The organism is Streptomyces griseofuscus (genome assembly GCF_014673495.1).
GTDB classification, from domain to species: Bacteria; Actinomycetota; Actinomycetes; order Streptomycetales; family Streptomycetaceae; genus Streptomyces; species Streptomyces murinus.
On sequence record NZ_CP051006.1, the window covers coordinates 214,346 to 227,706 of the forward strand.

General features: G+C 70.1%; 12 protein-coding genes and 1 pseudogene. 7 read left to right on the forward strand and 6 right to left on the reverse strand.

The window, feature by feature from the left end; all coding sequences use genetic code 11:
• Positions 1–14: 14 nt before the first annotated feature.
• The 5 genes from HEP81_RS01070 to HEP81_RS01090 are packed head-to-tail and all read right to left on the reverse strand — an operon-like array spanning position 15 to position 4,972.
• Positions 15–566 carry a P-loop NTPase family protein gene (locus HEP81_RS01070; RefSeq protein ID WP_051850718.1) on the reverse strand — a complete coding sequence of 184 codons (552 nt, stop codon included), beginning with the start codon at positions 564–566 and terminating at the stop codon, positions 15–17.
• Positions 563–1,375 carry an HAD family hydrolase gene (locus HEP81_RS01075; RefSeq protein WP_037663795.1) on the reverse strand — a complete coding sequence of 271 codons (813 nt, stop codon included), beginning with the start codon at positions 1,373–1,375 and terminating at the stop codon, positions 563–565. Before HEP81_RS01075 ends, HEP81_RS01070 begins: the two co-directional genes overlap by 4 nt.
• On the reverse strand, positions 1,372–2,067 hold the full coding sequence (locus HEP81_RS01080) for a class I SAM-dependent methyltransferase (RefSeq protein ID WP_143664182.1): 696 nt from the start codon (positions 2,065–2,067) through the stop codon (positions 1,372–1,374). The genes HEP81_RS01075 and HEP81_RS01080 overlap by 4 nt, the downstream gene beginning before the upstream one ends.
• Positions 2,068–2,090: 23 nt before the next feature.
• A complete protein-coding gene (locus tag HEP81_RS01085) occupies positions 2,091–3,932 on the reverse strand; it encodes a B12-binding domain-containing radical SAM protein (RefSeq protein WP_051850720.1) in 1,842 nt (613 codons plus the stop codon).
• Between the two features lie 47 nt (positions 3,933–3,979).
• Positions 3,980–4,972 carry a thymidylate synthase gene (locus HEP81_RS01090; RefSeq protein ID WP_051850721.1) on the reverse strand — a complete coding sequence of 331 codons (993 nt, stop codon included), beginning with the start codon at positions 4,970–4,972 and terminating at the stop codon, positions 3,980–3,982.
• Positions 4,973–5,321: 349 nt separating this feature from the next.
• On the opposite strand from HEP81_RS01090, the gene HEP81_RS01095 reads away from it, so the two are divergent.
• The 6 genes and pseudogenes from HEP81_RS01095 to HEP81_RS01120 all read left to right on the forward strand — a co-directional run bounded on the left by HEP81_RS01095 (position 5,322) and on the right by HEP81_RS01120 (position 10,154).
• A complete protein-coding gene (locus HEP81_RS01095; RefSeq protein ID WP_051850722.1) occupies positions 5,322–6,074 on the forward strand; it encodes a hypothetical protein in 753 nt (250 codons plus the stop codon).
• Positions 6,071–6,856: an energy-coupling factor transporter transmembrane component T family protein gene (locus tag HEP81_RS01100; protein WP_051850723.1), complete on the forward strand. Its 786-nt coding sequence runs from the start codon at positions 6,071–6,073 to the stop codon at positions 6,854–6,856. Before HEP81_RS01095 ends, HEP81_RS01100 begins: the two co-directional genes overlap by 4 nt.
• Positions 6,853–7,758, forward strand: a complete 906-nt coding sequence (locus HEP81_RS01105) for an energy-coupling factor ABC transporter ATP-binding protein (protein ID WP_063755300.1) — start codon at positions 6,853–6,855, stop codon at positions 7,756–7,758. The genes HEP81_RS01100 and HEP81_RS01105 overlap by 4 nt, the downstream gene beginning before the upstream one ends.
• Positions 7,755–8,585, forward strand: coding sequence for an energy-coupling factor ABC transporter ATP-binding protein (locus HEP81_RS01110; RefSeq protein WP_051850724.1), 831 nt, complete (start codon positions 7,755–7,757; stop codon positions 8,583–8,585). Before HEP81_RS01105 ends, HEP81_RS01110 begins: the two co-directional genes overlap by 4 nt.
• A 61-nt stretch (positions 8,586–8,646) precedes the next feature.
• A pseudogene (locus HEP81_RS01115) lies at positions 8,647–9,057 on the forward strand (helix-turn-helix domain-containing protein); the annotation flags it as partial.
• Between the two features lie 884 nt (positions 9,058–9,941).
• Positions 9,942–10,154: a hypothetical protein gene (locus HEP81_RS01120; protein ID WP_037664108.1), complete on the forward strand. Its 213-nt coding sequence runs from the start codon at positions 9,942–9,944 to the stop codon at positions 10,152–10,154.
• Between the two features lie 805 nt (positions 10,155–10,959).
• Here the strand turns inward: HEP81_RS01120 and HEP81_RS01125 are convergent.
• The gene (locus HEP81_RS01125) at positions 10,960–12,021 is read right to left on the reverse strand and encodes an aldo/keto reductase (RefSeq protein ID WP_037664109.1); all 1,062 of its coding nucleotides are present in this window, start codon (positions 12,019–12,021) and stop codon (positions 10,960–10,962) included.
• 122 nt (positions 12,022–12,143) lie between these two features.
• Here HEP81_RS01125 and HEP81_RS01130 point away from each other — a divergent pair, with 122 nt between their 5' ends.
• Entirely contained in the window at positions 12,144–12,989 is an 846-nt protein-coding gene (locus HEP81_RS01130) for a helix-turn-helix transcriptional regulator (RefSeq protein WP_037664111.1), read from the forward strand.
• The last annotated feature ends 372 nt before the right edge of the window (positions 12,990–13,361 follow it).

The window sequence follows — 13,361 nt, forward strand, 5'->3', positions numbered from 1 at the left end:
CGGCCTGGAGAGGATCAACGGGGGATCCGGCCGACGAGGTCGCGTACGTCGCCGCCGCGGAACCGGACGAGGCGCACGCCGGACCTCGCCAGGCGTGCGAACAGCTCCTGGTTGGCGCGCTGTTGGTCCGCCCGCACCTTGAGGGCATACCAGAGGATCGAGCGGGGGCCGACGACGGTCCACAGGGTTTCCCGGGTACCGCCCCAGAGCTTCTCCCGGCGTATCCAGCGGCGCAGGGTGCGGCGCAGCAGCCGGGGCCAGGCCAGGCGCAGCGGCGGGTCGACCCAGACCACGCAGTCGGCGGTGTGCGCGTAGGCCGCGACGGCGGCGGGGAACTGGCCGTCCACCACCCAGCGTTCGCCCTCAAGTGCCTTGCCGACCTCGGCGATGAACTCCTCCTCCGGCACCGGTGTCCACCCGGGTCCCCAGAACAGGGCGTCCAGGCATACCGGGGGCGCCTCGGACCGCGTCAGCAGTCCGGCGAGGGTCGACTTACCGCAGCCCGGGCCGCCGACTATCCATATCTTCCCCGCCGGTGGGCCGCCGAAAGGGTTCTCTTCGCTCACAGCAGGTTCCTCTCCACCCACATGGCCACCCCGTCCTCGTCGTGGGAGGCCGTCAGTTCCGTCGCCGAAGACCGTACGTCAGAAACGGCGTTGGCCATGGCCACCCCCCTGGCGGCCGCGCGCAGCAGGCTCAGGTCGTTGGGCGCGTCGCCGAAGGCCACGACGGCGCTCCAGTCGAGACCCCGGGTGCCGAGGAGCCATGAGACGGCCGACCGCTTGTCGGCCCCCGGCGCCGAGACCTCGACCAGTCCGGCGTCCGAGGAGGTCCAGCCGAGGCCGGCGGGTGCGAGGAGGGCGGGCGGGGGCGGGTCGGCGCGCAGGGCCATGAGGCAGAGGACGTCCTCGTCGTCCGGCACCTGGCCGACTCGGGGCGCGTCGGCTCCCCCGCTGCTGAGGACGTCCGGCCAGTCGGGTCCGAGCAGCCGCCCGGAGGGGCGGTCCAGAGCCCAGGGCACCGGGCCGAGGAGGGTGAGCGCCTCGCGCACCCGGGCCGGTGCCATGGCGCGGACCCGCCGCGGCCGGAGGTCGTCCAGATCGCCGGTGACGGCGCCGTTCGAGGAGACGAGGGACGCGCCCAGGCCGCGCAGCGGCAGCAGCACCTGCCGGGCGGACCAGGCGGGGCGGGCGGTGGCGAGGACCAGGTGCACGCCGGCCGCCACGGCCGCGGTGAGGGCCTCGGCGGTGCGCTCGCCGACCTCATGGTCCGCGTTCAGGAGGGTGCCGTCCAGGTCCGAGACGACGACCGCCGGGCGGGCGCCCCCGGGAAGGTGGGAGCGCCCGCCGGTCCGTGCGAGGTCCGTGGAGGTCACGGGGCCGGTTCGGGGGTGGTGGGCAGCGGCATGCGGTGCACGATGGCGGCGGCGTACCGATGGTAGTGCCATTCTTCGTAGCCGAGGTGGCTCTCGCCCCGGATGCCGAGGTCGGCGTTCTCGAAGAGCTGCCAGCCGGGACGGTCGACGATGGTGTCCATCTCCTCCCTGGGCGGGTAGTAACCGCACCGACGCTCCTCGTCGTTGAGCCCGATCAGGTACTCGCCGAAGAAGATGCCGCCCGGGGCGACCATGTCCATCGCGTGGTGGATGAGCGCTTCCAGGGTGTGCGCCCGGTTGGGGGGCATCGACCACAGGCCGCTTCCCATCACCAGCTGGAAGTCGCCCGAGGCCGGGAGGGTCATGTAGTCCTGCTCGACGATGACGCAGTCGTCGGTGAGGCCCTCGGAGGCAAGCCGCTGCCGGAGGCCGACGACCTCGTGGTGGCCGTCGACCAGGTCGAATTCGCCCCCGTTCAGGAAGAGCGCGTCGGTCTCGACGCCGACGACCTCCCAGCCGGCGCGCAGCAGGGGAAGGGCGAACTTGCCGTCCGAGGCGCCGAGCACGCAGGCCCTCGGGCGGACCCGGCGGGCATACTCGCCCAGCGGGATGTAACGGGCGAGCGCGGGGAAGTACGAGTAGTACGGCCCCCAGTAGCTCTTCTCGTCGACGTCCAGCACATGGTCTTTCAAGGGAATCCTTCCGCTGGTGGGCGTCATGCGCCTACGGGGGTCGCCGACTCGGCGGCGCTGTTGCGGGTGCTGCCCCAGCGCTTGGCCGAGGCCTCGTGGATGAACCAGATGTCGTCTTCGTCCAGGAGCCGGGAGACCACTTCTGGGTACGCCTCTTCGAAGTACGTGTAGGGTGGCCGGTTGTCCTTGCGCGAGTGGTAGTCGAGCCGGTCCTGACCGTGTGCCGCGGTGATGGCGGTGCCGGGGTGGTAGGTGAGGATGTTGGGGCTGGCCATGACGAGCAGTCCGTCGTCGATGAGCCGGCCTATCTCCTCGATCGTCTCCTCGATGGAGTCGCGGTCCTCGCCGTCGAGTCCGAACAGGACGGAGCTGCCGACGCGGATCCCGTGGTCCCTGATGGTGCTCAGGGCTTCCCGTACCTTGCTCACCCATGCCTCGGGGTTGCGGCGCAGCAGGTTCTTGCCGACGTTGCGCATGACCTGCTGGGCCATGCTCTCGATGCCGATGTAGACGTAGGTGCAGCCGTTCTCCCGCATGAGGTCGAGGGCCTCGTGAACCTCCTGCGCCTTGGCACGGTTGAGGACGACGTCCACGGTGAGCTGTGCGCCCCACTCGAACGACCGTGACCGCGGATTGCGGGCGCGCAGGCGTGCCAGGTCGTGGCAGAAGTCGGTGATGGCCTTCCAGTTGCCGCCCCAGAAGACGGGGTCGTCGAAGAAGGCGGCTTCCGTTCCCCAGCCGACCAGTTGCTCGATGCGCTGGGCGACGTGCTCGGTCTCGGACACCGCGAAGCGTGTGGGGCGCTTGGAGACCTGGATGCTCTCGGAGCAGAAGGTGCACTTGAAGGGGCAGGCGTCCAGTGTCATCACATGGGCGGTCCGGCTGCCCAGGGGGGAGCTGCCCGCGCGGGTGAAGATGCCGAACCGGGCTCGCACGGAGAATGCCTGGTACGGCGAGGGGAGTTGCGAGGCGTCGATGCGCTCACCCCGCACGGGGACGAGCACGGCCTCGTCCGCCGTGAGGCCGACGATGTTGCCGGCCCCCTTGATCGTCCCGTCGTGGGCGGCGACGAGTGCGAGGGCGTCGAGGACCTCCTCGACGGAGGTGGGGCCTGGTTCGGGGGTCATGACCAGTGCGGCCGCGCGTAACAGCAGGTCGAGGAGGGGTGATCCGTCCCCCGCGACCACGAAGTCGACCACGGGCCGGGCGCGCCCGTCGCGGATGACTTCCACGGTGCTGCTCCAGGACAGGTCGGCCGTGCCGGTGGCGCCCTGGTAGCGGACGGTCTCGTCGGCGTGTCTGCCGCCGACGATCACCAGGCAGCCGGGGGCTTGCTCCTTGGCCAGTTCGGCCATCTCCAGCGCATAGCGGTGGCCGGCCGACACCGAGCTGAGCAGCAGCACCTTGGGGCGCAGCGCCCGGAGTTCGGTGATGAACGCCGTGCGGGCCACATCGTCCCAGATGCGCGGGTCGAAGACATGGCCGTCGGTGGTACGGCTGTCCGCCACGAGCACGGAGCGGGGTCCGTCCTCGGCGAGGCGGTAGGCGTCGTCCGGGTAGCGACCCCAGTCGGCGGCCACGTCGTCCAGGGACGGCTGTTCGGGGAGCCCTCGCTCCAGGCGTGCGACGGACCGCTCGACGGTGAGGGAGAGCGCCGAATAGAGGCACATGGGGTCGCCCGGGTAGGCGACCTCGCCGCCGCGGCTGGTGGCGACGGGGACCAGGGCGGCCATGATCGGGAAGAGGTAGGGGTCCCGGACCGGGTGGGAGGTGGGGTCAGCGGCCCGCTCGAAGAGCTCGCGGCGGCGGGAGAGGCGGTCGGCCAGCTCCTGCTGGGCGGTGGAGTCGGGACATCGCGGTTCCATGGGGGTACGAACCGTCAGTATCACGTGGGGGCCTGCAATTCCGGTGATCAGATCGAAGAGATCAGCTCGGCCACGGCGGGTTCGGCCGCACGGCTGGTCACCAGGGAGGTGGTGTCGCCGAGCTTGCGGTAGGCGTGGGTGGCCAGACAGGCGCGGGCCACGTCCGCGTAGTCGGTGACGGCCGGCGTCGCGGCTATCTTGTCGACCGCGGCGGTGTCCTTGGCCAAGGCCGCCTGACGGAGCCGGGATTCGAGATCGACGAGTTCCCGGGCCGCCTCGCGGGCGCCCTCCGGGGTGGTGGGGAAGGCGGGCAGGGAGGCGGGCACCGCCGGGTCGTCCGTGATCTTCCGGGCGAGCGCCGTCTCGTTCTCGTAGAAGTGGAACGTGCCGGCCTGGTGGATGTACCGGCCGGCGGGTACGCCGAGCAGACCGGCGGCGTACTGCTGCAGGCCCATGAACAGGAAGGCGTCGTACGGCAGGACGGTCAGCGCCTGCTGGGCACGCATCACGGTGAGCCAGACGAGAGCCCCGTCCCGCAGGAAGAGGTGCACGCCCACGGCGCAGGGGTATTCCCGCGACTGCCGGAAGTTGTCCTGCGGCTCCAGGACCAGGGCGAAGGCGCGGCGGTGGGCGGGGTCGCGCTCGATGCGGCCGACGACCTCCTCCAGCTGGTTGCCGTTGGCCGTGATGAGCCGGTGGCCGAAGGCGCCGCTGAGGGTGTGCTGGTCGTCCGAATACTCGTGGGCGCCCCGGCGGTAGTACGCGGGGGTCTCCACGTCGTTGCGCCCGTCGAGCGACCATGCGAGGAGACCGAAGCAGTAGGAGAGGTTCACCGGCAGGTGCGGGGTCACGGCGAGACAGGACGTCGGGTCCTCGACCGTGCTGCGGTGGGCGATGACTTCGCGGTAGGGACGGTCGTTGCGGCCGAAGTCGGATGCCTTGGAGAGCGGGTCGCGGACCGAGGCGATGTCGCTTCCCTCGTCGAGGACCGCCTGGAGGCCGGCCGTATAGGCATCGGCAAAAGAACGGAAAACATCCATGCCACGTTCCTTAATTCTGAGAGCTGTCCGAGAGATGGCGAAGAGTTCACCTCACGTCAACCCGGACAAATGATCGTGACCGGTTGGCCAGCTACCCGAGCGATCCCACACCAGGTACCCGATCATTGTCAACCAACCCCCTGGATAAGCGAGTTACCGCCCCCTGCCACCTCGCCGGTTGCCCAGGAATCGGCAAAGTCGCCGAGCGTTGACACGCATTGGAGAGGCCCTGCTAGTGTGCGCGCTTGAATTTCCGGTAATCACCTGGCTGCCGGTGGAATGAGGTCAAACAATGGCTGGTTTCAATCGCTCCGCCCCGCCATGGCTGAACGAACGATGGCGCATCGGCATGGGCACCGGCGTGGTGCTCGTGACCTACGCGGGGCTCATCGCCGTCCACCCCACTTCGAAGCACGGCGTGGGTGGCCCGATCGCACTGCTGGCGCTGGTGGGTTACACACTCGGCGCCCTGCTGATCGTCTCCGGCGCGGTGGCCCGGCTGCCTCCCACCACCGTGGCTCTGTTACCCGTGGCCATCACGGTGAACATAGTGATGGGCAAGATCGTCTATTTCAGCGGCCTTCCCCTGCAACTGGACTCCATCGGCACCGTGCTGGTGGGAGTGGTCGCGGGGCCTGCCGCCGGGGCCGCCACCGGGGCGCTGGCCAGCGTCATCGTGGGCATGACGATCACTCCCGGCGCCCTGCCGTACGCTGTGACGGCGGCCATGATCGGCTTCACCGCGGGCGTGCTGGCCCGCGCCGGGATGTTCCGGCGGCTGCCCACCGCGGTGCTCGCCGGTGGCTTGATCGGAGTGGTGGCGGGCGTCATCTCGGCCCCCATCACCGCCTTCGTCTTCGGCAACGCCAGCGGATCGGTGGGCCAGTCCGCGCTCATCGCGACCTTCCAGGCGTTCGGGAACGGCATGCTCAAGGCGGCCACCCTGCAAGGGCTGGTGGCCGATCCGCTCGACAAGGCGCTGACGGTGGTGCTCGCGATGGCCATTCTCAAGGGCCTGCCACCGGGATTCCTGTATCGCTTCCCGTTCGTCCGGGAGCGGCATGTCCTGGCGCCGCGTGCCGAGTTGGTGAGGGCGGCGTGAACGCCGTGCGGAACGCCGCCCGCACGGACGGCGTTTCCGGGATTCACGGGCTCAATCCCCTGACGAAACTCGTCTTCGCCGTGACCGTGACGGTCTGCGCTTTCGCCGTGGTGGATTACCGGTGGCCCTTGCTGCTCTTCGCCGCCCTCCTCCTTCCGGCCGCGATCGGCGCGCGAGTATTACGCCGATTCCTCCTCCTGCTCGCCACGTTCTGGGTTCCGGTGGCCGTGGTCCTGTTCGTGATCCAGGGATTCTTTCTTCCCGGCGCCCACGATGTCATCGCCCGGCTCGGCCCGCTGGAGCTGAAGAGCGAGGGTGTCTCCTTCGCCCTGCAGACGGCGCTGCACATCCTGGTGCTGATGAGCGGGTTCTTCCTTCTGCTCCTCACCACCCACGCCGGCGCGTTCATGAGCGCCCTGAGCGAACGCAACGTGTCGCCGAGCCTCATCTACATCGTGTCGGCGGCGCTTCAGATCGTGCCGGCGCTCAACCGCCGCGCCACGTGCATCCTCCATGCCCAGCAGGCACGCGGCCAGGTGATCCACGGGCTGCGCGGGCGGGCGCGGGCGCTGGTACCGCTGATGGGCCCGCTGATTCTCGGCGCCTTCACCGACGTGGGTGAACGCGCCGCCGCCATGGAGACCCGGGGCTTTGGCGCCACCCGCCGTCCCACGAGCCTCACGGAGGTACCCGACAGCGGGGTACAGCGCTGCCTCCGCGCCGCGATGCTGCTCTGCGCCGCGCTCGCGGTCACCGTGAACGTCTGGGGAGTACTGCGTTGATCGAAGTCAAGGGTTTCTCCTTCACCTACCCCACCGGCTCCCGGCCGGCCCTCACCGATGTCGCCTTCGAGGTCGCCCCGCGCGAACTGTGCGCGGTGGTGGGCGGCGGCGGCACGGGCAAGAGCACCCTGGCCGGAGTGGTGAGCGGCACCGTTCCCCATCTCACCGGCGGTACGGCGGAGGGAGTGGTCCGGGTCAACGGCCGGGATCTGGCCGAAACACCGCTGTCCGGACTGGTCGGCGAGGTCGGGCTGGTCATGCAGAATCCGTTCAACCAGATATCCGGCGCCCGCTTCTCCGTACGCGAGGAGATCGCCTTCGGCCTGGAGAATCTCGGCGTCCCGCGGGACGAGATGGCGGCCCGGATCGACCCCGTCCTGGAGGACCTCGGACTCACCGGGGTGCGCGACCGGTCGCCGTACGAACTGTCGGGCGGCCAGCAGCAATTGCTGGCCATCGGGTCGATCCTGGTCATGCGGCCGACCGTCATGGTGCTCGACGAACCGACCTCGCAGCTCGACGCGGCCGGGAACGCGCTGGTCTTCGACGCGCTCGGCACCCTCAAGGAGCAGGGCGTGACCGTGCTGCTGATCGAACACCGCATGGAACGCCTGGCCCGCGCCGCCGATCGTGTCCTGGTCCTCGACCGGGGAGCGATCGTGGCGCAGGGCCCGCCCGGTGAGGTGCTGGCGGACGAACGGCTGGAGGAATGGGGGGTCTCACCCCTGCGCTACACGGTGGCCGCGCGCCGTGCCGCGGCCCGGCGGCTCTGGCCGGACCGCAAGCCGCTTCCGGTGACCCTCGACGCCGCCGCCGAGGGATTCGGCGAGACGGCGGGCCGCCTCTACCGAGGAGACCGAGGAGACCGAGGAGACCGAGGAGACCGAGGAGACCGGCGATGATCATACGGATCGATTCCCTGACGTTCCGCTACCCCAACGGCACAACGGCCCTGGACGGGGTGTCCTTCGGTGTCGGGGCCGGTGAACGGGTGGCGATCGTCGGTGCCAACGGCGCGGGCAAGAGCACCCTCGCACGGCACCTCGTCGGCATTGAGCGTCCGGCTTCCGGAACCGTCGAGATCGACGGCCGGCCGACCGACAGGCTCGGCATCGCCGAACTCGCCCGCACCGTGGGATTCGTCTTCCAGAACCCGGACGACCAATTGCACGCGGCGAGCGTCGTCAAGGAGGTGGGGTTCGGGCCGCGCAACCTCCGCTTCCCGGCCGCGCGCCGCGCGGAGCTGGTCGAGTCGGCCCTGCGGCGGACGGGCCTCACGGCGGCCCGTGACACCCACCCTCATCACTTGTCGCTCGGCGAACGCAAGCGGGTCGCCCTCGCCTCGGTCCTGGCCATGGACACCCCGGTCGTCGTCCTCGACGAGCCGACGACCGGTCAGGACCACGCCTCGATCGTCCTGCTGGGGAACCTGGTCGACAGCCTGGCCGCCGACGGACGGACCGTCCTCGCCATCACCCATGACATGGACTTCTGCGTGGAGCACTTCGACCGGGTGATCGTCCTGGCGAACGGCCGGGTCGCCTGGGACGGCCCGGTCGTCGACTGGCCGGCACATGTCGCCGACACGGCGGACGAGAGCCTGGAACTGCCCCAGATGACACGGCTCGGCCGCCGACTGGGCTGGGCGGGACCGGTGACGACCGTGGCAGGCTTCCTGGAGCGCCTGCCCGCCGAGGCCGGCCCCGCGCCGGTTCCGCCAGGCGGGTGACCACCGTCCGCGCGGCGGCGCGGGCGGTCGCCCGCTTCCGTTCCGTACGCTCAGACCCCCCTTGACCATCCAGGGACGCCGAAGGCTCGAACGCTGCCGCACCCGTCCGATCGCCCACGTCGCCGCCGAGACTGGAGTCTCCCGCGCCTGCCTGTCCAAATGGAAGAGCCGCTACGACCAGTACGGCGAAGCCGGGCTGCAGGACCGTTTGAGCGTCCCGCACACCTCACCGACCCAAACTCCGCCCGACGTCGTCGAACGGATCGAGCAGCTGCGGCGGGACAGCAAGCGGTCCGCCCGCAGGATCGCACTCGAACTCGCGGGCCACGGCGTGCGGATCAGCGAACGCACCGTGGGCCGGTGGCTGGCGCGTCTGGGCATAAACCACCGCCGGTTCCTCGATCCCGACGGCTCGGTCAACCGGCGCCCGCCGAAACGAATCGTGGCCCGCTACCCAGGCCACATGGTCCACTCGGCGCTTCGTGGCCAGTGCAGATAGCGGGTGGCGAAATGGGCACTGCCCGCCCACCCACCGCGCCCATAGCGAGCCCCGAGTCCACCGCCCCGTGCGCCCACCACCCGGCTCTACCCGCCAGCACCCGGCCCAGAAATCGGTGTACGTAACCGTTCCAGCCCGGACCCGTGACCGCCTCCGGGGGCATGTACCGCCCTCATATGGGTCTACCTCCGCCGTGGAACCGACTTATTCGTAGGCGCCTTCATCGCCGGTGCCCTCTGGCGCCTTCTTCGCGGGCGTCTTCTTCGCCGGTGCCTTCTTCGCCGCCACGAGGGGACCGAGTTGCGCACCATGGCCGCCTCCCTGCCCACCACCACAGTGATCGAAGTCCAGGATGCAGCACCGGTGACAGACCTGCGGGGTCCGACCGTGAGCGCTACCGGCGGCGCAACGAGGTCGAGCGGACCGGCAACCGACAGCCCGGCAGGCCCCGGTCCCAGGCGCCGCCCGCCGACCAGCGGCGATGCCGCTCGCAGACCGTCTTCCAAGGCCCACGGCGACGGTCGGGTCCGGCGGCCGCGGAAGTCCGCCTGCGGCGGACGGCACGGAGGTTCTTCTCGCACGTGCCGCCGGCGGTCCACCTGATCGGCCGTGTCCTGCGCCCTGATCCACGGTTGCCGCTCGGGTTCGGTCGCTCCCACCAGGGCCGTCACGAAACGTCTGCGCGGATCGTCGCTCTCCCGCCGCGCTCGCGCCCCACCGTCCGGCACAAGGTACCGAGGCGGCCCGCGATCAGCGTCGGAGGCAGGTGCCGGTCGCAGGCCCCCGCGATGTGCAGTGGACCGAGCGGTGGCCTTCCTTCTCAGGCGCAAGTGCCTTCGTCGCCGGTGAATCGGCTGATGACGGCACCCCCGGCCCGGCGGCGGAGCGAGGACTTCGACGGTCGTGCGATCGACCGCGCCGAAATCGAGGAACGACTTCGGATGCCGCCACCCGAGCTGTTCCCACACGCCGTCACCCATGCGCGGGAGCTCACCTGGGGCACCGGGCACGACCGGTTCAGCTTCGCCCTCACCCTGCTGCTGCAAGGGCTGGCCCTACCACGGCCCTGAACACCCCCCTGCTGACGGCCTCGTGCGCGGTCGGGCACGGCTCCTCCCCGGGTAACTCGTGAAACGCGCATGGACGGTGCCCGGGCGCGTGAGCTGATCGTGGCGGATTCCCCGGCAACCGGGCTGCCACCACTGATGACCACCGAACCCTTCTCTGCGGTTGGGCCGTCGCGACACGAAAGGGTCAGGCACGTCCGGTGGCTCGGCCGCGGTGACGGGGGCTGTAGGAGCCTGAGCGAGGAACGAGTTCGGATTCGCAGGCCGGTTCGCGGCCGCGCTGGTGAATACGGAACCCACGGCTACCGGTTCACGACTGCTGCAGAGCCTGCACGTCCCCGCCCGGGAGCCGCTCGGCCATCCGCTGGATCTCCTTCCGCCGCGGGCCATCCGGCATCAGGGACCGTCCGGCCGTCCTCGGCGAGGCCGAGGACGTCGAGCAGGACCGGGAAGTGGCTGGACGACGCGTGGTTGGTTCCGGTGACGGTAGATCAGCGCTTCCAGCCGTCGAGCCGGGGTCGGCTCGCGGCCAGCTGGGGCCCTCGGCGCCATCCGGCAACCGTTCTCGTCGCCTCCCCGCACGGCACGGCACGGCACCGGCGACCGGACCCTCGAATTCCACCCGCTGGAGCCCAGGAGTCTCTGTCCTGCTGCGCGCGGCCTCCCGGGACCAACGCCCTTGAGACTCCCCGGCTTCGGCTCCTTCTCCTGGTCGCTCTTCCCAGTCCGGCGCCCGCTTGCGGACCAGCTGCCGGCGAGGGTGCTCCCCCGCGTCGTCCGGCTCCAGGGCTCGGCGCCGGCGTGGAACTCAGCGGCGGATCGGAATCTTCAGCTCGCCCCGGGTGACCGCGCGGATGTGGTCGCTCGCGAGCAGCTCGTGCGGGTGACCGAGGCTGACCGTGCTGATCTCGTCGAGGCGGGCCAGCTGGGCTACGGTGAAGTCGACTTCCAACGCGCCCAGGTTGTCCTCCAGTTGAGCCGGCGTGCGGGCACCGATGATCGGGGCCGTCACACCGGGGTTCCGCAAGGTCCACGCGAGTGCAACCTGCGCGGGGGTACGGCCCGTCTCCTCGGCGACCTCACCGACGACTTCAGCGACGGCGAGGTTGCGTTCGGTGACCGCACCGAGTGCGACGTTGAAGGCCCTGCGGGTGCCGTCGCCGACACCCGCGTCCGCCGCCAGGTCGGCGCGGCTGTACTTGCCGGTGAGGACGCCGCCGGCTAGGGGCGAGTACGGGACGACGCCCAGCCCCATCTCGCGAGCCATGGGGATCAGATCTCGCTCCCCGGTGCGCTCGATCAGGTTGTACTCGATCTGCAGCGCGATCAGCGGTGACCAGCCGCGCAGAGCGGCGGCGGTCTGCATGCGCGAGACCTGCCAGGCGGGGGTATTGCAGATCGCCACGTAGAGGATCTTGCCCTGCCGGACAAGGTCGTCCATGCCGCGCAGGATCTCCTCGACGGGTGTCGTGAAGTCCCAGACGTGCAGGTAGAGCAGGTCGACGTAGTCCGTGCCGAGCCGTCGCAGACTCTCCTCCACCGAGGCGAACAGGCTCTTGCGGTGACTGCCCGAGGAATTCGGGTCTCCGGGGCGGCGCAGAGTCGTGTACTTCGTCGCCAGTACCAGGCTCTCGCGCCGGTTCCGCGCGAACTCGCCCAGCAGGCGTTCCGAGGTACCGCCGCTGTAGGTGCTGGCGGTGTCGATGAAGTTCCCGCCTCGCTCGACATACAGGTCGAACAACTTGCGCGCCTCGTCCTGTTCGGCGCCCCAGCCCGATTCGGTGCCGAAGGTCGCCGCGCCCAGTGCCAGCGGTGAGACCCGCAGCCCCGACCGGCCCAGCAGTCGGTAGGTGTCGAGGGTGAGTGGCATCGCGTCCTCCAGTGGTCGTGATCGTGATCGGTGCCGGGAACAAGGCTGCGACGGAGGCGGGCCCGGGGTAAGGGAAGGGACATCCTGGGAACGCCGGTCCTACCCTCGCTGTTGCACCGAACATGACGACGCACACCGCCTCCCAGACCGTGGACACGACACAGGAGCTGGCCGCGTTCCTGCGAACCCGGCGCGAGCGGCTGGATCCGCGCGACTTCGCCCTGCCACCGCGGCGAAAGGCCCGACGGACCCCGGGACTCCGCCGTGAAGAGGTCGCCGAGCTGGCCGGGGTCAGCGTCGACTACGTCGTACGGCTGGAACAGGCTCGCGGGCCGCGGCCCTCGGCGGAGGTTCTGGAGGCACTGGCCCGGGCGTTGAGGCTGGGCGCCGATGAACGTGCCTACCTCTTCGACCTGGCCCGGCAGCGGGCCCGCGACGTCGACGGCCCGGCCACCACCGCGGCACCGCCGCTGGCCCGGCTGGTCGCCGACCTGTCACCGATGCCGGCCATGCTGATGAACCACCGCACCGACATCCTCGCCTGGAACGACGAGATGGCCCGCCTCCTGCTGGACTTCGCCACTCTGCCGCCGGAGCGGCGCAACGCGATGTGGCTCTGCCTGATGCACCCGCGAACCCGTGATCTCTACGTCGACCGCGACCGGGTGCTGCGGGAGGGTGCCGCACACCTGCGGGCCGCGTGGGCCGCGCATCCGGATGACCAGATGCTGGCCGCTCTCATCACACGATTCACCACACACGTCGACGGCTTCGCCAGCCGGTGGGCCGAGCAGGACGTCAGAGGGAACGGCCGCGGCAGCAAGGAGATGCGCCACCCCGAGGTCGGCCCGGTCGCCGTGCACTACGAGATGCTGGCACCGATGCAGGACCCGGACCAGCGGCTGATGATCTGCCGGCCTGCGGACGAGCGCAGCCAGGCAGCCTTCGACCGACTGGCCGCACGATGAGGTCGTGCACCTGGGCTGTTTCTGACGGCTCTTGCCGGGGTGGTGGATCAGTGCTCTGGCTGGGCAGTTGCGTCGTATGGCGCGGCGACATGAGCTCACGGACGCGCTGTGGCAGAAGATCGCGGCGTTGCTGCCCGCCAATGGCAAGCCTGGTGGGCAGTGAGCCGATCACCGCATAGTGATCAACGGGGTGCTACTCAGGGCCCGTACGGATGTTCCTGGCCGGACCTGCCCGAACGGTACGGCCCCTGACAGGCCGTCTACGAACATCACCGCCGCTGGTCAGCTGACGGAACCTGGCAGCAGATCCTGACCGAGCTACAGATCGAAGCAGGCACCACCGACCCCGACGGGACCCTGGCCAAGGACATC

Bases quoted from the DNA above. Each gene is read 5' to 3' on its own strand.
- HEP81_RS01085 (WP_051850720.1), bottom strand. From the start codon at position 3,932: ATGGAACCGCGATGTCCCGACTCCACCGCCCAGCAGGAGCTGGCCGAC.
- HEP81_RS01090 (WP_051850721.1), bottom strand. From the start codon at position 4,972: ATGGATGTTTTCCGTTCTTTTGCCGATGCCTATACGGCCGGCCTCCAG.
- HEP81_RS01095 (WP_051850722.1), top strand. From the start codon at position 5,322: ATGGGCACCGGCGTGGTGCTCGTGACCTACGCGGGGCTCATCGCCGTC.
- HEP81_RS01110 (WP_051850724.1), top strand. From the start codon at position 7,755: ATGATCATACGGATCGATTCCCTGACGTTCCGCTACCCCAACGGCACA.
- HEP81_RS01120 (WP_037664108.1), top strand. From the start codon at position 9,942: ATGACGGCACCCCCGGCCCGGCGGCGGAGCGAGGACTTCGACGGTCGT.
- HEP81_RS01125 (WP_037664109.1), bottom strand. From the start codon at position 12,021: ATGCCACTCACCCTCGACACCTACCGACTGCTGGGCCGGTCGGGGCTG.
- HEP81_RS01130 (WP_037664111.1), top strand. From the start codon at position 12,144: ATGACGACGCACACCGCCTCCCAGACCGTGGACACGACACAGGAGCTG.